The 22,541-nt window shown below is 63.8% G+C and carries 18 protein-coding genes; 9 read left to right on the forward strand and 9 right to left on the reverse strand.

Annotated features, from left to right (window positions below):
* Positions 1-22 precede the first annotated feature (22 nt).
* Positions 23-1,135, forward strand: coding sequence for a Rieske 2Fe-2S domain-containing protein (locus QOU61_RS14135; RefSeq protein WP_289659331.1), 1,113 nt, complete (start codon positions 23-25; stop codon positions 1,133-1,135).
* Between the two features lie 57 nt (positions 1,136-1,192).
* Here the strand turns inward: QOU61_RS14135 and QOU61_RS14140 are convergent, their stop codons facing one another.
* Positions 1,193-4,585, reverse strand: coding sequence for an AAA family ATPase (locus QOU61_RS14140; RefSeq protein ID WP_289659332.1), 3,393 nt, complete (start codon positions 4,583-4,585; stop codon positions 1,193-1,195).
* 634 nt (positions 4,586-5,219) lie between these two features.
* Between QOU61_RS14140 and QOU61_RS14145 the strand changes: the two genes are divergently transcribed.
* On the forward strand, positions 5,220-6,242 hold the full coding sequence (locus QOU61_RS14145) for an AraC family transcriptional regulator (RefSeq protein WP_289659335.1): 1,023 nt from the start codon (positions 5,220-5,222) through the stop codon (positions 6,240-6,242).
* 166 nt (positions 6,243-6,408) lie between these two features.
* Here the strand turns inward: QOU61_RS14145 and QOU61_RS14150 are convergent, their stop codons facing one another.
* Positions 6,409-7,878: an MFS transporter gene (locus tag QOU61_RS14150; protein WP_289659337.1), complete on the reverse strand. Its 1,470-nt coding sequence runs from the start codon at positions 7,876-7,878 to the stop codon at positions 6,409-6,411.
* Positions 7,879-8,024: 146 nt separating this feature from the next.
* Entirely contained in the window at positions 8,025-9,473 is a 1,449-nt protein-coding gene (locus tag QOU61_RS14155) for an MFS transporter (protein WP_289659339.1), read from the reverse strand.
* 36 nt (positions 9,474-9,509) lie between these two features.
* Between QOU61_RS14155 and QOU61_RS14160 the strand changes: the two genes are divergently transcribed.
* A complete protein-coding gene (locus tag QOU61_RS14160) occupies positions 9,510-10,502 on the forward strand; it encodes a LysR family transcriptional regulator (RefSeq protein WP_289659341.1) in 993 nt (330 codons plus the stop codon).
* 79 nt (positions 10,503-10,581) lie between these two features.
* On the opposite strand, the gene QOU61_RS14165 is transcribed toward QOU61_RS14160, so the two are convergent.
* From QOU61_RS14165 to QOU61_RS14190, 6 genes are read right to left on the reverse strand one after another with little or no spacing between them, the layout of a single operon-like run.
* Positions 10,582-10,947 carry a carboxymuconolactone decarboxylase family protein gene (locus QOU61_RS14165; protein ID WP_289659343.1) on the reverse strand — a complete coding sequence of 122 codons (366 nt, stop codon included), beginning with the start codon at positions 10,945-10,947 and terminating at the stop codon, positions 10,582-10,584.
* A gap of 43 nt (positions 10,948-10,990) precedes the next feature.
* A complete protein-coding gene (locus QOU61_RS14170; RefSeq protein WP_289659345.1) occupies positions 10,991-12,232 on the reverse strand; it encodes a M20 family metallo-hydrolase in 1,242 nt (413 codons plus the stop codon).
* Positions 12,233-12,234: 2 nt separating this feature from the next.
* A complete protein-coding gene (locus QOU61_RS14175; protein ID WP_289659347.1) occupies positions 12,235-13,116 on the reverse strand; it encodes an alpha/beta fold hydrolase in 882 nt (293 codons plus the stop codon).
* 12 nt (positions 13,117-13,128) lie between these two features.
* Positions 13,129-14,262: a pyridoxal phosphate-dependent aminotransferase gene (locus QOU61_RS14180; RefSeq protein ID WP_289659349.1), complete on the reverse strand. Its 1,134-nt coding sequence runs from the start codon at positions 14,260-14,262 to the stop codon at positions 13,129-13,131.
* A gap of 11 nt (positions 14,263-14,273) precedes the next feature.
* Positions 14,274-15,056, reverse strand: a complete 783-nt coding sequence (locus QOU61_RS14185; protein WP_289659351.1) for an SDR family oxidoreductase — start codon at positions 15,054-15,056, stop codon at positions 14,274-14,276.
* Positions 15,057-15,072: 16 nt separating this feature from the next.
* Positions 15,073-16,542, reverse strand: a complete 1,470-nt coding sequence (locus QOU61_RS14190; protein ID WP_289659353.1) for an amidohydrolase family protein — start codon at positions 16,540-16,542, stop codon at positions 15,073-15,075.
* A gap of 92 nt (positions 16,543-16,634) precedes the next feature.
* Here QOU61_RS14190 and QOU61_RS14195 point away from each other — a divergent pair, with 92 nt between their 5' ends.
* The 6 genes from QOU61_RS14195 to QOU61_RS14220 are packed head-to-tail and all read left to right on the forward strand — an operon-like array spanning position 16,635 to position 22,535.
* Positions 16,635-17,768, forward strand: coding sequence for an ABC transporter substrate-binding protein (locus QOU61_RS14195; RefSeq protein ID WP_289659355.1), 1,134 nt, complete (start codon positions 16,635-16,637; stop codon positions 17,766-17,768).
* A 21-nt stretch (positions 17,769-17,789) separates the two neighbouring features.
* Positions 17,790-18,647 (forward strand): branched-chain amino acid ABC transporter permease, encoded by an 858-nt coding sequence (locus QOU61_RS14200; protein WP_289659357.1) that lies wholly within the window; start codon positions 17,790-17,792, stop codon positions 18,645-18,647.
* Positions 18,647-19,642 carry a branched-chain amino acid ABC transporter permease gene (locus tag QOU61_RS14205; RefSeq protein WP_289659359.1) on the forward strand — a complete coding sequence of 332 codons (996 nt, stop codon included), beginning with the start codon at positions 18,647-18,649 and terminating at the stop codon, positions 19,640-19,642. The genes QOU61_RS14200 and QOU61_RS14205 overlap by 1 nt, the downstream gene beginning before the upstream one ends.
* Positions 19,626-20,378, forward strand: coding sequence for an ABC transporter ATP-binding protein (locus QOU61_RS14210; protein ID WP_289659361.1), 753 nt, complete (start codon positions 19,626-19,628; stop codon positions 20,376-20,378). Before QOU61_RS14205 ends, QOU61_RS14210 begins: the two co-directional genes overlap by 17 nt.
* Positions 20,371-21,075: an ABC transporter ATP-binding protein gene (locus tag QOU61_RS14215; protein WP_502876958.1), complete on the forward strand. Its 705-nt coding sequence runs from the start codon at positions 20,371-20,373 to the stop codon at positions 21,073-21,075. The genes QOU61_RS14210 and QOU61_RS14215 overlap by 8 nt, the downstream gene beginning before the upstream one ends.
* An 8-nt stretch (positions 21,076-21,083) precedes the next feature.
* Positions 21,084-22,535: an amidohydrolase family protein gene (locus tag QOU61_RS14220; protein WP_289659365.1), complete on the forward strand. Its 1,452-nt coding sequence runs from the start codon at positions 21,084-21,086 to the stop codon at positions 22,533-22,535.
* Positions 22,536-22,541: the final 6 nt, after the last annotated feature.

Genomic DNA, 22,541 nt, shown 5'->3' on the forward strand with positions numbered 1-22,541 from the left:
CTCAGCTCCCGGGAGTGATTTCATGATTCGCAATAGCTGGTACGTCGCGGACTTCGGCCGCAATTTCAAATACGCGCTTCAGAAGAAGGTCATCACCGGCCTTCCGATCGTGATGTGGCGCACGCAGGAGGGCGAGGTAGTCGCCTTCGACGGGCGCTGCCCGCACAAGGGATTCCCGCTGTGGGAGAGCAACCTGCTCGCCGACGGCACGCTGCAATGCGGCTACCATGGCTTCTGCTTCAACGGCAGCGGCAAGTGCACCGACGTTCCCTCGCAGCGCGACCTGCCGATCGCGCCGACCGCTGACCTGCGCCGCTACCCGACGGTGGAGCAGGATGGACTGGTGTGGATCTGGCCGGGCGACCCGGCCAGGGCGAAGCACGTCAAGCCGCCGCGCATCCCGGAGCTGGTCAGCGGCGAATACGAATTCGTCGCGGCCGATCCGCCGCTGAAGGTCAGGGCGAACTACCGTTTCCTGATCGAGAACATTCTCGATATCACCCATCTTTATCCGCTGCACGACGGCAATATCGGCAATCTCGCCAATTCCTTCATTCCGGCGGAGGTGATCGAGCGCGACCACGAGGGCAACCCGTTCATCATGACCATCCGCAAGGTCGAGAACTACCAGCTCGCGCCTTACTTCAAGCGCTGGTTCGAGCTCGACACCGTCGACCGCGAGCACACCCACCAGATGGTCGGTCCGGGCCTGATCCGCGTCGACCTGCGGATCGCGCCGCATGGCAAGCTCGGCACCGCGGAGCAGCGCGGCTATATCGTCGCCAACTGCAACACGCCGATCGACGAGAACAACCTCGAATGGCGCTGGATCATGATGACCAGGCGCGGCGAGCGGTTTCCGGCCGACCCGACCATGACGCTGGTGCAGGGTATCGCGTCGGAATTTCCGGCGGTGGCGCAGCAGGATGTCTGGGCGCTCGAGAAGCAGCATGAGGCGCTGGAGTTCAGCCCGGAATTCGCCGACGGCTCGCAGTTCCGCGAGGTGAACCTGCGCGCCGACAAGGGGGTGGTCACCGCGCGCCTTGCGCTGTCGAAAATGGCGCAGGCCGAGGGCAATCGCCTGTTCGGTATTGCCGTGCGCGAGCGCCCGGACAGGGTGGTGGCCGCCGGGTAGGAGCGGTCGCGAGCGGCGGCCTTGCGCCGCGCAGATCGCCACGCCCTCGATCGCCGATCAATGGCCGCGCGCTCGCGATGTTGATGGCAGTTCATCGAGCAGGGCTTTCGCGTCGGCCAGGTCCGGCGCATCGCACCCTGCGTCAAAGAACTGATAGATGTTCAGTAGGCGCTCATGCGCCTCCGCATGCCTGCCCTGATCGGACAAGACACGGGCGAGGCTCGTTGTCGCACGCAGTTCGAACGATCGTGATCGCTGCCCGCGGGCGACCGCAACGGCCTGCTCGTAATTGGCGATCGCCGCGGCACTCGGCCCGCGGCGGGCGAGGAGATCACCGAACAGGCGATGGATTTCTGGTTCAGCCCATCGCTCGCCGGTTTCGCTCGCAGTCCGAAGTGCTTCCTCGAACGTGCGATGGGCGAGGTCCGGCTTCTCGTCAGCGGCATAGGCCTCGGCGAGGAACGCCAGGCAAATCGGGCGAAAAATCCGAGAGCCCGTTTGCGCCCAAATCCGCAGCCCATCTTGCAGCAGCCCGACCGCGTCTCCTGCTCGGCCTGCGCGCATGGCGCGCCAGCCGCACAAAAAGTCACCGAGTGCCTGCCAATACGGAAGCTGGCGATCATCGGCGAGCTCCGTTAGCTGACTTCCGATCTCTGCCACCTTGTCCACATTGCGGAGCAGCACGTACGTCATCCCGGCATGCCATAGGGCATACAGCCGTGACTGATCGTCATGCTCCAGCGCGTGACCTCGTTCCAGCTCGCCCTCCGCAGCCATCGCCGCGTCCGCAGGCCGGCCGGACAGCCACAGCGCCCATGATCGATACGAGTACATCGTCACGCCCACATCGTGGCCGAAGCGCGCGCGCAGGCTCCGACCCGCCGGGGAGGCGGCGCTATGCTCGTCGGGATCGTAGCGCACAAACGCCTGGTCCAGTGCGTCGCTCGCGTCTGCGATATACCCGTTGATCAAGCGCGACGTTCCGACCAGGCGATACCCGACCATGATCGCACCCGCCTCGTCTTCGCGCACGGCAAAGGCCAGGAATTCGTTGGCTTGCTCCAGCATCGGCCCGGGTTGGCCACTGAGGTATTGATAGGCCCACAGCCCGTAGAGCGCGGCGAGATGCAATCCCGCGTCGCCCACGCGTTTCGAGAACTCGTGCGCTTTGGTGTAGGCCTCGCCCACCTGCTGGTCCGCGTAGCCCTTCAGTTCTTGCAGCGTTCGGGCGAGCGCAGTCTGCAGCTTCAGCTCACCACGCCGTCGGATGTCATCGTCAGGTAATGCGGAAATCAGCTGCAACGCCTGGGTGATATGCTCGTGCGCCTCCTTCAACGCCGAGTGCGACAGCGCGCGGTCACCGGCGACAGACAAATAGCTGACCGCCTTTACCACATCGTCCGCCTCTCGGTAGTGACGCGCAATCAGCTCGGGCTGGCTCGCCGAGATCTCCGTGAAGTGATTTTCGAGGGTTTCGGCGATTCTGGCATGAAGCGCGCGTCTCGGCTCGCGCAGCAGCGTGCTGTAAGCCACATCCCGTACCAGCACGTGCTTGAAAGAGTAGGTCGCCTGCGGCGTGCCACCTTGCCGGAGCAGCAAACCGGCCGCAATAAGACGGTCAAGCGCCGCTTGCAGCTCCGCCTCCGGCTTGCGCACGACCGCAGCCAGCAGGGAGTGGGAGAACTCGCGTCCGATCGCCGCCCCGATTTGCGCCAACTCCTTGCCAGGGCCAAGCCGGTCGAGCCGCGCCATCAACGACGCGTGTAAGCTCGCAGGGACCGCCAGCGCCGGCGGAGGAACCAGGGCGGCGGTCCGCTGTGCTTCGCTTTCGCTCTCGGCCTCCAGTACCGCCTTCGTCATCTCTTCAACGAAGAGGGGGATGCCGTCCGTGCGCTCGATGATATCCTGCCGTATGTTCGCCGGCAGAGGCTTGTTTCCCACGATGTGGTCGATGATGGCGCCGACTTCGCGAGGCGCCAGCCGATTGAGACTGAGGGAGGTTACGTACGGCTTTCCGACCCAGCCCGGCTCGAACTCCGGCCGGAAGGTTACGATCAGCAACACGCTCAGTGTCCGAAGCCGGTCCACCACCCGACCCAACAGTTCCAGGCTGCTGGGGTCGGACCAATGCGCATCTTCGAAGATCATCAGTACCGGACAGGAGCGGGCCAGAGCCTCCACTTGCAGCGCAACTGCTTGCAGCGTTCTTTGCCGGCGCTGCGGCGGAGTGAGTTCGACCGCGGGATAGCGTTGGTCGTTCGGCAGCGACAGCATCGCGGCAAAGAGCGCAGCGTCCTGCGCCGATGTCGAGGTCTGTTTGAGCAACCCGTCGAGTTTGTCGAGTTTCGCTCGCGCTGTGTCCTCGCGCGCCAGTCCGGCGGCACGTTCGATTTGGCCGATGAACGGGTAAAATACACTGTCAGTGTGTTGCGGGGAGCAGGAATAGCGCAAGCGTATGTGTGGTTCGTCAGCAAGAAGTCCGACCAACGCGCTCGTCAGCCGTGATTTCCCAATACCGGCCTCGCCGGAGAGCAGCACGACCTGGCCTTTACCGCCCGTTGCCTTGAAGAAGCGCCGCCGCAGCAATTCGAATTCCTTTTCGCGCCCGACGAGCGCGGTCAGGCCGGTCGCATGCAGCGCCTCGAAACGGCTTGCCACGGAACTCGCCTGCAGCACCGCCCACGCGCGCACCTGCCCGGCAATACCCTTGAGACTCCTCATTCCGAGGTCATCGAGCTGGAAGAAACCGCCGAGAAGTCTTCGCGTGCTTTCGGCGACGACGACCATGTTCGGTCCGGCGATGCTTTGCAGGCGCGCCGCAAGATTCGGTGTCTCGCCTACCATGCCGCGTTCTTCCGATTCACCCGATGGGATCAGATGTCCGACCACGACCACTCCGGTCGCGATACCGACCCGGACTTGCTGAGGAGCGCGCGTCTTGAGTCCGGCAACGACCGCAATCAGCTCAAGCCCGGCCCGTACCGCTCGCTCGGCGTCGTCCTCATGGGCCTGCGGATAACCAAAGTATACGAGGACACCATCCCCCACATATCGGGCGACGAACCCGCCGAAGTGGCGCACGGTATCGGCGACGCATTTCTGATAGGCCGAAATGACCTCTCGCAAGTCCTCCGGGTCCATGCCGGTGGAAAGCGCGGTCGAACCGACCAGGTCCGCGAACATCACCGTGACTTGCCGGCGCTCGGCTTCGTCCCGCGGGCTGGATTCGGGCCCAGGCGCAGGCTTGGCCGTGGTGGAGGCTGTCCCGGCAAGCTCGGCAATCGCCCGGAGCAATCTCCGGCGATCGCCAAGAGGCACGATGCCAAGCTCCTCCTTGATATCCTTGTCCGTGAGGTCTCGAAGGATCGAAAAATCGATCCGATGTTCGGCGAAGCGGTCCGCGTACTCGGACAATCCGAGCGAAGCGAGCCACTGTCTGACCGACGGCATCGCGCTAGGCGTTCCGTTGCGCGAGGTCGTTCACGCAAGCGCGCAGCGACCCGAGACCGCGACTTGCCGGCGCGACGGCCATCTCCTGATCAACGGTCATCTCTTTAGTCTCCTTCAGATGGACCCGTCGTCTTTTTGGTCGCCTTCCACGTAGCAGCGGCAGACGGTTGCGGCTCTCGCTGCAACGGCGTCGTTGCCGAACGGTTGCGTCCGCGATCACTGCACGGCCGCGTCAGTGCGGCCAGCTTTGCGGTATCGATCGGCTTGCGGACGCAGTTCCACGAAGACGGTCGCGACATCGCGGCTGCTGGTCATGTTGGCCCTCCCGGCTGGCTTGGACAAGAGATGGTATTTTCAGGAGCGGGGATGCTGCGGTTGGGCTTGCCGCACTTTTGCGCTTTTTTCCGCTTGACACGCAAGCCGCCCGGAAAAACCATCGCGGTTTTTAGGATGCGCTCAAGAGAAAATCTTGTGATTGCGAGCCAATGATTTGTGTTTTCGCGCCGTAAGCCCAGATCCTGGATTGTTGGCAACTATGCACTCTGCCAGGCCCAAAAGCTTCCGTACGATACCGAGCGCCACCGGAGGGATCGCTCGTCTGGCATGCGCCCGACTGCGCAAGTCGGGCAAAGACGTGAGGCCGGTTCTGTCGGGGGCCGGGCTGACTGTCCAAGAAGCGGACGATCCGACCATTCGTCTTGCGGTACGCACCCAAATCAAGGTCCTGGAGTTGGCGGCCGAAGAACTTCAAGATGAATTTCTCGGGTTTCACTTGGCGCGCAGCTTCGACCTGCGCGAAATTGGTCTGGTTTACTATGTATTGGCATCCTCAGAGCAACTGGCGGACGCTCTGCGGAACTGCGAGCGCTACAGCAGGATAAACAATGAAGGGGTCCGCTTGCATTTCACCCTGGATCGGTCGGCGACCATTGCTCTCGACTACGTAAACGTAGACCGATGGTCGGATCGGCATCATTTGGAGTTCTGGCTGGTTACGCTGCTGCGGATCTGCCGACAGGTGACAGACAACCGACTGGTGCCACACCAATTGAAAGTCAGGCATCATCGTGCCGACTCGCCTGCGGAATTCAAAACCTTCTTTGGAATTGATGTTCAATTTGGCGCGGATGCTGACGAGATCATGTTTTCGGCGTCAGTGGCTTCGCATCCGATTGTAGGGCGCGACAGCTATCTAAACAGGTTACTGCGACGATACGCGGAAGAAGCACTTTCTTCCCGGCCGGGAGCGCGCGCGAGTATTCGTTCGGACGTGGAGCGGATCGTAGCGCAGCTGCTTCCACACGGCAGAGCCGGAGCTTCGGAAGTCGCGCGCCAGCTTGGGATGAGTTCTCGAACGCTATCGCGAAAACTTCGTGATGAGGGCGGTAGCTTCGCGGATATCCTGGACGAACTGAGGGCCGCGCTCGCCAAACGGTATCTCAGCGATCGCGACTTGCCGGTTTCCGAAATAGCGTGGCTGACCGGCTATCGGGAAGTCAGTTCTCTAACCCATGCCTTCAGGCGGTGGACTGGAATGACCCCGAGGCAATTCCGATTATCCGAGTGCGGCCGCGGCAAGAGAACAGGTAGCCGGCGAGTTTCAAAAAAGGCGGTCGGCAAGAAACAGAATCGTAATTGGCGACGCCCGCGCCTCTAAATCGAAAAGATTACCCATATCGCCAGCGCGGATGCTGCGGACCGGTGGGTTCGGCACGTCGCAATGAACTCGGAATGGTGCAACAGTTTGCCGAGGTCGGAAACGGCAGGCTGGACGTCGGAATCGCAGGACACCCGGCCAATAGCGGTGAACGGCCCCGGCGTCATCACGGGCGGTGGCTGGTAGCCTCCGTCCGCGACGTTGCTGCCGGCTGACCGGCTGCGAGCCACAGCGAGAGCAGTGCGGCAAGCATCAGCAAGGCGACGTTGCAAGTCAGCGCAATGGCGAAGGCGTGCGCGTAGGCCGTCAGGTTCTCGCCGGCGCCGAGCGCGCTGAAGAAGACGCCGCCGATCAGCGCGACGCCGAGCGCGGCGCCAATCTGGAAGGTGGAGATGATGACCCCCGAGGCGAGGCCGGCGTGGCGCTGGTCGACGCTGCCGATCACGACCTTGATCACCGAGGGCACCACGATGCCGTAGCCGAGGCCCGCCACCAGAAGCGCGATCTCGATATATCCTGGAACCACGTCCAGCACCGACAGGATCACCGCGCCGAAGCCGATGACCTGGACGATGAATCCAAGCGTCAAGGCGCGGGGCCCGAGGCGCTGCATGATGCCGGCCGATGCGAAGGAGGCCGCGAAATAGCCGATGGCGAAGGGCAGCGTGCGAAGGCCGGCGTCGAGCGGCGTCAGATGAAGGCCGCCCTGCAGATAGACCGAAAACGTCAGGTAGAAGGACGACAGCATGTAGAAGACCAGCGCCATGACCGTGCCGGTCGCAAAGCCTCGCTCGCGGAACAGGGAGAGATCGACGAGAGGTGAGCCGCCTCGCGACGTCACCCGCTTTTCGAACTGCATGAAGACGGTCAACGAGACGGGTGACAGCATGAGCATGATGATCATCCAGAGTGGCCATCCCGTTTCGCGCCCCTGAACCAGCGGATAGACGAGAAGACCGAGCGTGGCGGAAAGCAGCGCCACGCCGCTGATGTCCAGCCGCTGGACATGATCGGCCCGCGAATCGGCGACAAAAAGCAGGCTGCCGGCAATGGCAACGAGACCGATCGGGACATTGATGAGAAAGATGGCCTGCCAGGTGAAACCGAAGGGATGCGACGACACCAGAACGCCGCCAAGGATCTGTCCGGCGATGTTGGCGAGCCCGAACGTCGCGCCGTAGAGCGCAAACGCCGTGCCTTGCTCGGCGGCCGGAAACAGGACGCGGATCGAGGCAAGGACCTGCGGCGCCATCGCCGTCGCCGTCAGGCCCTGCAGGATTCGTCCGGCGATCAGGACGCCCGGCGACGACGCAAGACCGCACAGGACGGAAGCGAGCGTGAAGCCGGCGGCGCCGAGCATGAACATGGGCTTGCGCCCGAGCCAGTCGCCGAGGCGGCCACCCGTGATGAGGAATACGGCATAGGTCGCCGCATAGGCGGAGATCACGAACTGGACATCGCTCGACGTCGCACCGAGACTCTGGCGGATGGCGGGCAGCGCCAGGTTGACGACGTTGAAATCGAGGACCGGGAGAAAGGCGCCGATCAGCAGGACCGGAAGCGCAAACCACCGGCGCGGATCGCCTTCCGCTGGCAAGACACTTCGCTTCGCCAGGATTCCAGCCTCGATACTCATGACTTGCTCCTTATTGGTACGCCCCGCTTCGAGCAGGGTGGCTTGGTGGAATTGTCGGATCTCAGGGCAGGGGATGCTTCCGCGTCGGCCGCTTCGAGCAGGGTGGCAATGTCCAGCATTTCGTGCTCTCCGATGCAAAGCCGGGCTTACGGAGGCGAGGGCTTTTCTCGCGCGACGGACGCCGACAGCGCGCCGCCAAGGACGAGCACCGCCACGACGCAACCGAGTGCGAGCGCGAAGGCGTGAGCGTAAACGTAAGCAGCCGACGTCTGCGATGGCCCGAGCGCGCCATAGAAGACGCCGCCGATGACCGCGATGCCGAGCGCAGAGCCGATTTGCAGCGCGGAGATGACGACGCCTGACGCGAGCCCGGCGTGACGCGGATCGACACCGCCGACGACAGCCTTGATCACGGAAGGCATGATGATGCCAAAGCCCATTCCGGCGCCGACAAGACCGGCATCGCGGCCGGCGGGAAGGATGCTCGCGACCGCCAGCATGAGCAGCGCGAAGCCGAGCGCCTGAAGCGCGAAGCCAAGGGTCAGCGCATAAGGTCCAAGCCGCTGCATCAGGTAAGACGATGCCAGGGAAGCAACAAAACTCCCGCTGACGTAGGGCAACGTCGCGATGCCTGCGTCCATCGGCGTCAGATGCAGCCCGTTCTGGAGATAGACGGAGAAGGTCAGGAAGAACGCGTTCTGCATGTAGAAGGCGAACGCCATCACGATGCCCGTGGTGAACCGCTTTTGTCGGAACAGCGACAGCTCGACCAGCGGCGATCCTCCACGCTGACCCAGCCGGCGCTCGAAATTGACGAAAAAAGCAAGCGCCGCGGGCGAGGTCGCGAGCATGGCGACGGTCCACCACGGCCAGCCCATCTCGCGTCCCTCGATCAGCGGATAGACGAGAAGGCCAAGCGTCAGGGAGAGCAGCACGACGCCGCCGGCATCGAGCCGCTGCGCATGCTCCGCGTGCGAGTCGCGCAGGAGGAACCATCCGCCGAGCAGGGTGGCGAGGCCGATCGGTATGTTGACAAGGAAGATCGCCTGCCAGGCAAGGCCGAAGGGATGCGACGAGACCAGGATGCCGCCCAGAACCTGACCAAGCAGATTGGCCAGACCAAACACCGCGCCATAGAGCGCAAGTGCTCGTTCCTGCGACGCGCCCTGGAACAGGACGCGGATCGACGCCAGCACCTGGGGCGCCATCACCGTCGCCATCACGCCCTGCAGGATGCGTCCGGCGATCAGCGCCGCCGGCGACCAGGCCGCGCCGCACAGCGCCGAAGCCGCGGTGAAGCCCGCAACGCCGATCAGGAAGATGCGCCTGCGTCCATAGAGGTCGCCGAGCCGTCCCCCCGTGATGAGGAAAACCGCATAGGTCGCGGCATAGGCGGAGATCACGAACTGGACGTCGCTGGACGTGGCGCCGAGGCTCTGGCGGATGGAAGGCAGCGCCAGATTGACGATGGTGAAGTCGAGCGGCGGCAGCAACGCGCCGGTGAGCAGCACCGGCAGGGCCAGCCAGCGCCGCGGGTCGCCCGTGGGCTGCCGCGCAGCGGGGAGGGGCGTTGGTTCGATTGCCTGAAGCTGCATCCTGCCCTCCGGAGCCTGCGCTGGCCTGGATTTGGGATGTGCATTGCCAAACAACAATTGTATATTTTGACCAAGTCAGCTTGCAAAAATGGACAGGCCGCCGTGGACTGGGACGATTTGCGTCTGGTACTTGCCGTGACGCGGGAGGGCACGCTCTCCGGCGCGGCGCGCCGGCTGGGCGTGACGCACTCGACGGTGTTTCGCCGGTTGGGTGCGATCGAACAATCGCTCGGTGTCCGGCTTTTCGACCGCTTCCGCGACGGTTATTCAGCGACCGCTGCCGGCGAGAGCACAGCCGCGCTTGCCGCGCGCTTTGCCGATGATTTCGTGGCGCTGGAGCGTCGTCTGTCCGGCCAGGACCTGCGCCCCTTCGGCATGGTCCGGATCACCACGACCGATACGATCTGCACGATGCTGATGCGGCACATTCCGTCGCTGCGGGCCGCGCATCCGGAGATCCGGCTTGAGATCACGATTTCCAACGTGATGGCGAATTTGACGCGCCGCGAGGCCGATATTGCGCTGAGGCCCGTTCCCGCGCCGCCCGAGACCCTTGTCGGACGGCGGATCGCCACCATCACGCATGCCGTCTATGGCTCGCCCAGCTATCTGTCTCGCCGGGGGAGTGCCGACAGGACCGACCACGACTGGATCGGGCTTGACGACATGATGGCAACGTCGGTGATCGGCCGGTGGATGCGCGAGAACATCGAAGACGACCGCATCGCCGTCAAGGTCGATGCGCTGCCTGCACTCACGGATGCAGCCTGCGCAGGGATGGGGCTGGCGCTGCTGCCTTGCTATGTCGGCGATGCGGAGCCCCGCTTGCGTCGCGCGCGATCGGTTGCCGTCTCGGCCGCGAGTTCCACGCTGTGGCTGCTGACCCATGGCGACCTGAAGCGCACGGCCCGCATCCAGGCGGTGATGAATCACCTGGCGACCGCGCTGGGTTCGGAGCGCGCACTTCTGGAGGGCAAGCGGCCAGGCAAAGGGGCCGCTCCACGCGCGCCGCGGACGAACGCCGGCTGAGCGCCTATCGTTCTCGAAGCGCCGACCGCTGCAGCTGCCGGCCGCACACGCTCGCGAGCGAGGGTCGGGATATCAACGACTATCGAGCTTTACTGTCCGACAAGCTGTAGAGATAGTTCGTGTCCAGCGGCTTGATGCCGCTCACATCGATGTTTTCCTCGGCGAGTACGCGTCGCGCGATTCGGAACATGTCGGTTCCGGTCGGGATGCCGCAATATTGCGCGATGTGGAGCAGCAGCTCCCGCAATTGCTCCAGCGGAACCTTGGTTCGCAGGAGCGCGTTGCGGAAATGATGCTCGAATTCGTGCATTTGCCCGGATGCGGCCAACATGGCCAGATTGATCAGGCTGAGCTGTTGCGGCGGAATGATGTTACCGGATGTTGGACGTCCCGCAGTCGGAGAGCCACACCAACTATCGGTCTCGGAAATATCTGAGCAAGGCATCAACCGCGTTGTTCGTCCGACAGTCGCAAAATGGGCATGTCAACTATTCGCCGGCCAAGCCAAGGACCAGCGTTGCAAGCACACGAGCGCCCGCGAGTGCATCGGCCGGCGTGATCCGCTCGTTTTCGTTGTGGCTGATGCCCTTCCAGCATGGAATGAAGATCATCGCCGTCGGACAGATATAGTGCAGGTAGCGCGCGTCGTGTCCGGCTCCGGAGGGAATCTCCATGTGACCGAGCCCGCGTGCGGCCGCCGCAAGGCGGATTTTCTCGCGTAACGGGCCGGGGAATTCCAGCGGAGGATCGTGGATGAGCTCGCGAATCTCGGCTTCGCATGTGAGGCTGTTGGCCTTGCAGATCGGCGCCACCTGATCGCCAAGGCGAGCGAGCGCTGACGTGTCGGGATGACGCAGGTCGATCGAAAATTCAACCTCGGACGGCACGACCGACGGGGCGTTCGGCCTGACGGTGAACATACCGACGGTGAAACGTACGATATCATCGGGATCGGCGAATGTATCGCGCAGCGCCGAGACGATCCTCACCGAATCCATCAATGCGTCCTTTCTCGCGCTGCGAGGAGAGGTGCCTGCGTGATTCTCTTCGCCGACGATCCGGACGCGGAAGGTGCGCTTGCCCTGAATGCCAGTCACGACCCCGATCGGGATCGACCTCATGTCAAGGATCGGCCCCTGCTCGATGTGCGCTTCCACATAGGCCGCAGGCGTGCCGCCGAGCGGCCGATGCGCCAGCGCATTTTCGGCGGCGCGAACCGCGCGCAGCGCACCGGCAACCGTGACGCCGTCGGCGTCGCGTACGGCGAGGATGTCCTCAAGGCGGCGCTTGCCCGCAAAGGCGGCCGAGCCCATCATGCCCGGCGCAAATCGCGAGCCCTCCTCATTGGTCCAGCAGACCAGCTCGATTGAACGTCTCGGCTTGGCTCCGGCGGCCACGATCGCTTCAAGGCACTCGAGACCCGCCAGCACGCCATAGACGCCGTCATACTTGCCCCCGGTCGGCTGGCTATCGATATGCGAGCCGACGAGAACCGGCGGCAGGTCGGGATCACGGCCGGGCAGGCGCAAGAACAGGTTCGCGATGTCGTCGGTGGAGGGCTGCAGGCCGATTGCGGCGGCCCACGTCATGAGCTGGGCGCGGGCATCGATTTCGGCCCTCGACAACGCCGGCCGATCGACGCCGCCCGCAGGCGTCGCGCCGAACGTGGCCAGTGCCTCGTGCCGTGCCCAGAGCCGGGCGCCGTCGATGAAATGGTCGATGTCAGCCATGGTCAGTCGGTTCGCATGATCTGCGCGGGATTGGCCCGCGGATCGCGTTTGCTCCACTTGCCGTGTTCGACCGATTTGAGGAAATCGGCGACGAAGCCGTTGAACGCGGTCGGCTCCTCGAGGTTGATGGTGTGGCCGCATTTCGGCAGGATCAGAAGACCGCACGCCGGGATCACCCGCTTCAGGAAAAGCCCGGGCTGCAAGCAGTGGTCGTCTTCATCCCCGGATACGACGAGGGTCGGGACGGCGAGCGTGCGCAAGCCCGCCTCGAGATCGTAGAGCGAGGGCCGCCTGGCCTGCACACCGCGCATGGTGTTGGCCGCGCCGATCTCGGAATGCTCGCCGAGCCGCTCGGCGAATTCCAGCCAGCCGCGAGAATCCTTGTTCTGGAATTGCACCCGCGAGGCGCCGGAAGCGTAGGTCGGCGCGAACTTCTTGCTTCCCAAAGCGAGGAAGGTGGCGGCGACGGTCTCGGAGACGCCCTTGAAATAGTCCTCGTGCTGCTTTTCCGCGCCATAGCCGCTGCCGGCGACCACCAGCGAGCGGGCCTTGTCGGGCCACATGAGCCCGAGATGCAGGGCGGCGAAGCCGCCCATGGAAAGGCCGACGATATGGGCGCGGCCGCCGGCGACGCCGTCGACGACATCGCCTATGTCGGCGGCCGCCCTTGCCTGGGAGTACAGCGAGACGTCCTGTGGCACGTCGGAGGGTGGATAGCCGCGGGCCGCGAAAGTGATGCAGCGGTACCAGCGGGAGAAGAAGCGCAGTTGCGGCTCCCAGCTCCTGTGATCACCGCCGAACTCGTGGACGAAGACGAGCGGATCGCCTTGGCCGGCTTCCTCGTAATAGAGGCTGATGCCGTCGCTGGTCGTGATGTTTGGCAAGGCTACACCTCTTTAGAATGCGGCCACAGGCTCATTGATGCCTCTGGCTTCCTCGATCGCCTGCGGCAGCAGTTCGCAGAACTCCCAGGCCCAGGCCTCCGGTACGGTGACGCTCACCTTGATGAAGCGATCGCCGAACGCCTTGGTGTGATAGCCGCCATGACGGATCTGGATGTTGTGGCGGCCCATGACGGCGGCGAGAGCCTCCGGGCGGACACCGGCGTCGGTGCATTCGATCACCAGGAAGTTTCCGTTCGAGGGAAACACCGGCATCGACAGGCCTTTGATCTTGTCGACGGCGCGCTTGATCAGCTCCTGATTCTTCCGCTGTGCTCGCAGCACGGTCGGGAACCATTGCGCCTTGGTCTTCAGGCCTGCGATCGCACCGCGCTGGGCGAGCATGCTCGATCCGAGATTATTGGGAGGAGCCGCGGCAAGCTGCTCGATGATGTCGGCGGACGCCACCAGTGCGCCGACCCGCAAGCCGGCAAAGCCGAGCCATTTCGAAAAGCTCCAGACCGTGATGGTCCTTTCCGGATAGAAGGTGGCGGCCAGCGTGTGATTGAACGCGAAGTCGCGGTAAGTGCAGTCGTGCACAAGGATCGCGCCCGCGCCGCGTGCAATCTCCGCGATCCGGCGCATTTCGTCTGCGGTGCAGCAGGTGCCGATCGGGTTATTCGGATCGACAATATAGATCATGCGGGTCCTGGCGGTGACGACCTCTGCCAGCCGCGCCGGATCGAGGCGAAAGCCATGCTCCTCGCCATAGATCGGGATCTGGATGACTTCGGCGCCGGCCGCCTTGGCGAACGCCATCGGCCACGCCCAGGTCGGGTCGGTGGTCACGAACTGGTCACCGGGACGGCAGAAGGTGCGGCAGACGTTATAGAGTCCCTCCACCGCGCCGTCGGTCACCATGCAGGCGTGCGGCGCGAGGCCGAGTTCTTCGACGATCAGGCTGCGGAGTTCCTCGAGCCCGAGCGGCGGCGCGTAGGCGTGAAACTCCTCGTTCTCGATGCAGTCGACCATCGCCTTACGAACGGCAGGATCGACCGTGTAATGGTTGGTGTTCTGCCCCATCCAACGCAGGCCCTTGGTATTGACCAGATGGTCGAAGTGCCTGTTACGCTGCTCGAACTGCTTCATGGACTTGCCCTTCAAATGATCGAGCGGCGCGAGGCGATGCCGCCGTCGATCGTCACGATGGTTCCGGTGATGTATCCCGCGCGAGGGGAGGCGAGGAAGACGATGAGGTCGGCGACCTCTTCGGGCGTGGCGGGACGCTTGCCGGGATACTTGTCGTGCAGCTCTTCCCAGCGGCTCTCGTCACCGTGCCATTCGGTCGCGCGCTTCTTCATCATCTTGACCATGCGGTCGGTCGCAACCGGTCCGGGATTGACGCCGACCACGCGAACGCCGTGATCCAGGCTGACGCCGCCGAGCCCGCGGGTGAACGCCATCAGGCTCGCATTGCCCGAAGCGCCTGCGATATAGTTGGCGTCCCAGTTTTCGCCGGAATTGCCGATGTCGTTGACGATGACGCCGCTTCTGCGCTCCACCATGCGCGGATAGAGGTGACGGGTCAGATTGATGTAGCCGTAGACCTTGACGTTCCAGCCGTTGCGCCACGCCTCTTCGCTGACGCTCGCGAGGTTGCCGGCCGGAATATCACCGGCGTTGTTGACGAGGATGTCGGCATCGGAAAACCGCTCGGCGAGCTTGCCGACCTGCTCGGAATCTCCCATGTCGACCGGATGAGTCGTCACCGAGACGTTGCACTCGCGCGCGATCGCCTCGCTGTTTGCCTGTAGCTGGTCCGCCGAACGCGCTGTCAGATATAGGTCGCATCCCTCGCGCGCGAAGGCCCAGGCCGTCGACAACCCGATTCCCTTTGACGCGCCGGTGATGAGGACGCGTTTGCCCTTCAAGTCGAGATTCATGCAGTTCTCCCTGTGCTCATGAACGAGATTGCGGTGACATGTGCAGCCCGCGGTCGTAGAAATCGCGCAGTGTTTTCTGGTGGCGGGCCATCGCCGGCTTGAGCGCGCGCATCTGCTCGCCGGCCGCGCGGGCCTGGGCGAGCACGTCCTGCTCGGCCGCAGCGAGGTCGATGGTGACGAGCTTGCCGTCCGAGACGATCTGCCTGCCGGCAACCCAGAGATCCCTGACATAGCGGGACGAGGCCCGCGCGATCATCGCGTCCTCGGGTTCGATCATTCCCTCGATCAGGTCGCGCGTCATCGCCGCATAGTCGAGCGAGAGCACGTCCATCGGCATGCCGGGCTCGATCGCGCCATAGCCGTGCTTGTTGGTGACGATCCAGAAGCCGGTCTTGAGCGCGGCATCGAACAGGCTGGCCGGCGTCAGTCCGGGCGGACGATGCGCGACCGAATGCAGATAGAAGCTCAGCCGCAGCTCGCGCAGCATGTCCTCGTCGTCGTCGAGCGAAAAGGAATCGAGGCCGAAGGCGAATTTCAATCCGGCGCGCAGATAGCGGTCGATCGGGGACAGGCCGGAATAGAGATGAAGATTGGAGCTGGTGTTGACCGCGATGCTCGCGCCACGGCTTGCCAGGAAGTCGCATTCGGCCTGCGACAGCCAGATGCCGTGCGCGCCGGTAAAGCGTTCGGAGAACAGGCCCATGGCGTCGTAATGCTTGAGGATGCCGTTCGGAAACGCCGCATCAGCCCATTGGCGCTGCGGCTCGCTTTCGAGGAAATGCATATGGATGCGCCGGTTGTCCGCGGCGGCGGCGGCGATGATCGCCTCCATCAGTTCGTCGGAGCAGGCGTGCGGGCTGTTGGGCCCGTACTGCACGAAAAAGGTGTCGGACTCGAGCTTGCCGATCTCGCGCGCGATCTCGATGTAGGTTTCCGCCGACGGCCACGGATAGAGCCAGGTCTTTTCGATCAGCGCCCGGTCCTCGGGGGACTGCAAGGCCAGGACCGCCTGATCGTCGCCGAGCGCCATGGTGCAGCGGTTGCGGAATGGAACGACGAAGCCGACGCGGATGCCGACATCTTTGGCTGCCCGCGCGATCGCGCGGGCGTCGTCGATCAGCCGGTCGACCCGGATCGATGAATAGACGCAGAGCGTCGTGCCGATGCCGGCCAGCGCCATCCGACCCAGCGCAAGACAGGCATTGGAATAGACGTCGATGCGGGGGTGGGCATAGAGCGCGGCACGCCAGGTTTCGAAACGCTCGTCCCTGGCGCCGAAGGCGAGATGCCTGAGGCCTCGCACATGGTCGTGCGCGTTGACGAGGGCCGGCATCAGCAGGCGGCCATCGCGAATCGCTGGGCCGCCCACGGCCACGTCGGTGATCAATCCGTCGGCAAACGCGATGCGCGCATGGCTGTCGCATGGCGCTTTTCCCGGCTCCCGCCACAGCAGACTGCTGGAGACGATGGATTGCTTGGTTGTCATTTCTGCTCTCCCTGCGCTCAGATTGCATAATTAAATGGCATTGACAATACAATCAATGCATCTATTGTATTTTTAAACAAGGGAGGCTGCATATGAGGGTTACGGTTCTGGCCGCCATGATTGGCGCGCTATGCGGTGCGGGCGCCGCTTCTTGCGAAGAGGCAATCAAGATCGGCGCTGTCTATCCAATGAGTGGGCCGGTCGCCTATGATGGGCAAACCCTGTTGCAAGGCGCGCGCGTTGCGGTCGGCGAGATCAATGCAGCCGGCGGAATCAAGGGGCGGAAGATCGAGCTCGTCGTCGAGGACGGCGCCTGCATTCCCGCGCAGTCGGTCGCCGCCGCCGAGAAGCTCGTCAGCAGCCAGAAGGTGGTCGCGCTGATCGGAGCCTTCTGCAGCTCATCGACCGGTGCGGTGATGGACGTGGCCAAGCGGCACGGCGTTCCGATGGTGGCGGGCATTTCGACTGCACCCAACCTCACCGAACGCGGCAACGACTATTTCTTCCGCATTCCCGCCACCTCGGCGATGCTCGCGAAAGCGTTCGCCAAGCCGATGCTGAAGCTCGCAGGCGGCAGCAAGTTCGGCTTTCTGGTTGTCAACGACGATTGGGGGCGTTCGATCATCGACAGCTACAGCCCGGCCCTGACGGCGGAGGGCGCGTCCGTCGTCGCGCAGCAGATTTACGATACCAACGACAGCGATCTTTTTCCCTACATCACCAATATCAAGCGCAGCGCGCCGGATGCGGTGGTGCTTGCCGGCAACACGCAGAATGCGGTCGCGCTCACCGAGCAGATCCGGCAGATGGGGCTTGGCAGCAAGTTCTTTGGCGAAGGCTCGTTCGCCGCGAAGACCTATTACAAGCTGGTCGGCCAGAAGGGCGACGGCATCTACGGGCTGATGTCCTATGTCTATTCGATCGACAACGCGCGGAACAAGGCGTTCGTCGCGAAATACCAGGCCGACTATAACGACCTGCCCACGACCTATTCCGCTTCCGGCTACAACGAGGTGAGCGTGGTGGCCGACGCGTTGTCGCGCGCCGACATCGCCGATCCGAAAGCGATCCGCGATGCGGTCGCGCAGACCGACATGGAGGGTTTGGCCGGTCGCATCCGGTTCACCAAGGCGGGTCAAGGCTACGGCTTCAACGTCTATCTCACCTTGAGCAAGGACGCGCAGCCCCTCGTCGCCGATCAGGCGGTCATTTCGGCCCCCAACTGACGCGCCGCCGAAAGCAGACGCATGGACCTGATTCCGCAATACCTGTTCAATGGGCTCGTCGTTGGCTCGAGCTACGCGTTGATCGCGCTCGGGCTGACGGCGATCTTCGGTCTGATGAACCTGGCCAACTTCGCGCATGGCCAGTTCTATATGCTGGGGGGCTTCGTCGGCTTCTGGCTGACCCGGCGCGCCGGCCTGCCTTTCTTCCTGGCGGTCGGGGTGACGACGCTTGTGGTCGGCTGCGCCGGCTACTTCCTGGAGAAATTCCTGTTCCGCCGCTTGCGCTCGGCGCCGCTGATGAGTTCCGTGCTTGCCACGATCGGCCTGGCCATCGTGCTCGAGAACGGAGCGCGCCTGCTCTGGGGCCCGAGCCCGGAGCGGATCTTCAGCGGCCTGCCGTCGCAGAGCATCGAGCTGTTCGGCGCTCTTGCGACCCCCGAGCGGTTGATCACGATCGTGCTGACTTTCGTGCTGATCGGACTGCTTGAGTACAGTCTCTACTTTACGCGGGCCGGCATGGAGGTGCGGGCGACCTTTCAGCAGAAGGAAGCCGCCGCGCTGGTCGGCATCAACATCGAAAGGCTTTATGCGCTGACCTTTGCGCTGGGTGCGGGACTCGCCGCGCTCGCTGGTGTCATGCTGGGGTCGATCTTCGTGGTGCAGCCGAGCATGGGCGGTGTCGCCACGCTGAAAGCGTTCATCGTGGTGATCCTCGGCGGGCTCGGCAACTTTCTCGGCGCCATTGCCGGCGGTCTGCTCCTGGGCATGGCCGAAAGTTTTGGCAGCATCGTCTCCTCTGCTTACAAGGACGCTATCGGCTTCGTCCTTGTCATAGCGGTCCTGCTCTACAAGCCCGACGGATTATTCGGAAAGCGATGATGCGGTCATCCTTAACCCTCAAGCGTGGTACGGCGGTGCAGATCGGGCTCTTCGTGCTTGCGCTGCTTGCCGCAACGCCGCTCCTGGTGAGCGACAATTACTACCTGCACGTCCTGACGATGGCCTTTATCTTCGTGATCCTGGCGGCGAGCCTCGACCTGCTCGTCGGCGTCGCCGGATTGCTGTCGCTCGGGCACACCGCATTCTTCGGCATCGGGGCCTATGTGTCCGCACTTGCGACCATCCATCTCGGCACCGGGTTCTGGATCGACCTGCCGTTGGCGGGTGCGAGCGCGGCGCTGCTCGCGCTCTTGCTGGGGCTCGCGATCCTCAACGTCCGCGGCCATCGCTTCGTGATCTCGACCATCGCGATATCGGAGCTCGGTCGGCTCGTCGCCTACAACTGGACCAGCGTCACCGGCGGCCAGATCGGCCTGTCGCTGCCGAAGACGGCGCCGATCAGCACGCCGTTCGGCCCGCTGTCCTTCGCCTCGCCGACCGTCATGTACTACCTGATCGGCGCGATTGCGCTGGCGTCGACCCTGGTCATCTACCGGATTGCGTCGTCGACCGTCGGCCTTGGTATGAAGGGGCTGCGGGAGAACGACAACCTTGCCGAGGCCGTCGGCGTCGACACGCGTTCGATGGCGACCATCGCCTTCGTGGTCAGCGCATTCTTCGCCGGAGTCGCCGGCGCGCTATACGCCCACTTCATGTCATTCGTGTCGCCCGACCTGTTCTACTTCTCTTACATGACCACCATGCTGGTGATGGTCATCCTCGGCGGCAAGGGAACGATCATCGGCCCGGCTTACGGCGCGCTGATCTTCACCATCGTGCCCGAAAGCCTGCGCGTCGCCAGCGAGTATAGGCTGATCATTTTCGGCGCGCTGCTCGCGCTACTCGCGGTCGCCTTTCCGGGCGGCCTTGCGCAACTTTTCCAGGATGCCGCTTCGAAGCGGGGCAGGGGGGCCGAACTTGTGGATCAGCGCTGACAATATCGACATGGAGTTCGGCGGCGTGAGGGCGCTGAAGTCGGTCTCGTTCCAGGCCTTCACCGGCAAGCTCACCAGCGTGATCGGTCCGAACGGCGCGGGCAAGAGCACGCTGTTGTCGGTGATCTCGGGCTTCCAGCGCCCGACCCGCGGGTCGGTCAGCTTCGGCAATGACGTCATCACCGATTGGCAGCCTTATCGCATCGCGCGGCACGGCATCGTGCGCTCGTTCCAGAAAACCGAGGTGTTCGGCGAACTGAGCGCGCTGGAAGCGGTCGAGATCGGCGCGATGCGCCGCCGCCCGGCGACGTTGTCGCATTTGTTCGACGGTCGCGCGGCGCGCGAGCCGCTGCGCCGCGACGCGCTGGAGGCGCTCGAATTGTGCGGCCTTGCCGGCAAGACACGAGTCCGGTGCGCCGAACTCTCCTATGGCGAACAGCGCTTGCTGGGTGTCGCCGTCGCGCTCGCTTCGCAGCCGCGCATGCTGCTGCTGGACGAGCCGGCGTCCGGCCTCAACCACGCCGACGCGCATCGACTGGGCAGGATTCTGACCGGCATTACCGACCAGGGGATCGGCGTGATGCTCGTCGAGCACAACATGCAGCTCGTGATGAGCGTCTCAAATTTTGTCATCGTGCTTCACCATGGCGAAAAGATCGCCGAAGGTCTGCCCGCCGAAATCTCGCAGAACAGTGCCGTCATCGACGCCTATCTGGGAACCGAACATGCTGCTTGAGCTTCGCAACGTCGCCTGCAGCTATGGTGCGGCCCGCGCGCTGCATGACGTTTCACTGTGCGTCGAACCCGGCGAGATCGTCGCACTGATCGGATCGAACGGCGCCGGCAAATCCACCACCTTGCGGGCGATCTCAGGGTTGATGCCGGTGCGCAGTGGCTCAATCTGGTACATGGGAAAGCGGATCGATTCGGAGCCACCGATGCGGATCGTCGCGGCAGGGATTGCCCATTGCCCGGAAGAGCGGAAGATCTGGCCGCATATGACCGTGATGGAACATCTGCGCCTCGGTGCGCCGCGGGCCACCGACAAGCAGCAGGTCGCGAGCCGGATCGGCCAGATCCTGGCGCTGTTTCCTGTGTTGCGCGAGCGCATGAGCCAGCGCGTCGGCACGATGTCCGGCGGCCAGCAGCAGATGGTCGCTATCGGCCGGGCGTTGATGTCGAACCCAAAGCTCCTGTTGCTCGACGAACCGTCGCTCGGGCTGGCGCCGAAGGTGATTGCCGAGGTCGCCGAGGCGATCCGCGAAATCAATCAGTCCGGAACCGCGGTGCTGATCGTGGAGCAGAATGCGTTCCTGGCGCTTGGCCTCGCGCAACGCGCCTATGTCATCGAAAACGGATCGATCGTGAAGGCAGCGGCAGCCGAAAGCCTGCGCGGCGATCCGGCGATCCGCACTGCCTATCTTGGCCTGTAAGTGAAATCATGACACGTATCCTCCTGAAAAATATCGGAACGCTTCACACCTGCGACGACCGTCGTCAGGTTCTCAAACACGCTTATCTGGTGATTGACGGCAACATCATCCGCGAAGTCGACGCAGGCACAGCGCCGGACGGCGTCTTTGACAGCGAGGTCGACCTTGCCGGATGCATTGTCATGCCCGGCCTCGTCAACATCCATCATCATTTCTACCAGAGCGTCTCCCGCGCGGTGCCTGCCGCGCAGCGTGGCCATCTCGTCGCCTGGCTGAAGCTCGTCTACCCGATCTGGTCGCGCTTGACGCCGGCCGATCTCGCGGCGGCGACCTCGGCCGCCTGCGCCGAGCTCCTGCTCACCGGCTGCACGACGACAGCAGATCACTCCTACCTGCTGCCCGGCGCGCGTGCCGAATACGTCGACGAGGAAGTCAGCGCCGCGCTTGAAACCGGAATCCGGCTGCATCTCGTCCGCGGCAGCCTGACCACCTTTGAGGATGATATCGAGCAGGAGCTGACCACGCGGCTGGGTGCTCGGGCCGGTGGGCTGCTGGACGACGAACAAAGCGTGCTCGCCGACATGACGCGCACTGCCCGGCGATACCACGATACATCGTTTGGCTCGCGCACCCGGGTCGGCTTTGGCCCGACCACCGTGACCTACCGCAACATGCAGTTCATGCGCGATATCGCGACGCTTGCGACGGAATTCGGTTGCGGGCTTCATACGCATTTCCACCCGCGGCTCGACGAGCGTGAAGCCGCCGCACAGCTGCCGGGCGGCACGCCGACCGGTTTCCTGAAGGAGACCGGCTGGCTGCGTCCCAGCACCTGGTTCGCTCACTCGACCCGGCTCAACGACCATGAAATGGCCGTCCTTGGCGATGCCGGTTGCGCCATCGCGCATTGTCCGCGCATGATCCTCAGGCTCGGCGCACGCGTACCGCCGATCCATATGTACCAGCGGCACGGCATCCGGGTCGGTGTCGGCGTGGACGGGGCAGCCAGCAACGACGCCGGGTCGATGATCGGCGAGCTCCGCCTGGTGCCGCTGCTGCACCGGCTGGCGGGCGGTGAGGGCACTGTCCCTCATCAGGAGTGGATTGACCCCGACGACGCCCTTGATATGGCGACGCGAGTCGGCGCTGATATCCTGGGCCGTACCGACATCGGTAGCATCGCCGCCGGGATGAGTGCAGATATCACCGCTTTCAAGCTGGACGCGATCGGTTATGCCGGTGCGGTTGCCGATCCGCTTGCGGCCCTCCTGCTGGCGGGGAGCGAGCAGCGCGCCTTCCTGACCATGGTCGACGGCAGAATCAAGGTCCTCAATGGCTCGCTCTGTGATCAGGACGAGCATCGCCTGCGGCGGGGACTGGACAACGCGGCGAACCGCATTCTTGCCGAAGCCGCGCAGCTCACCGGCGTCGTCTACGAAAACTATCCGAACCGAACCTAGAAATAT

This window comes from Bradyrhizobium sp. NP1 (assembly GCF_030378205.1).
Classification (GTDB): Bacteria; Pseudomonadota; Alphaproteobacteria; order Rhizobiales; family Xanthobacteraceae; genus Bradyrhizobium.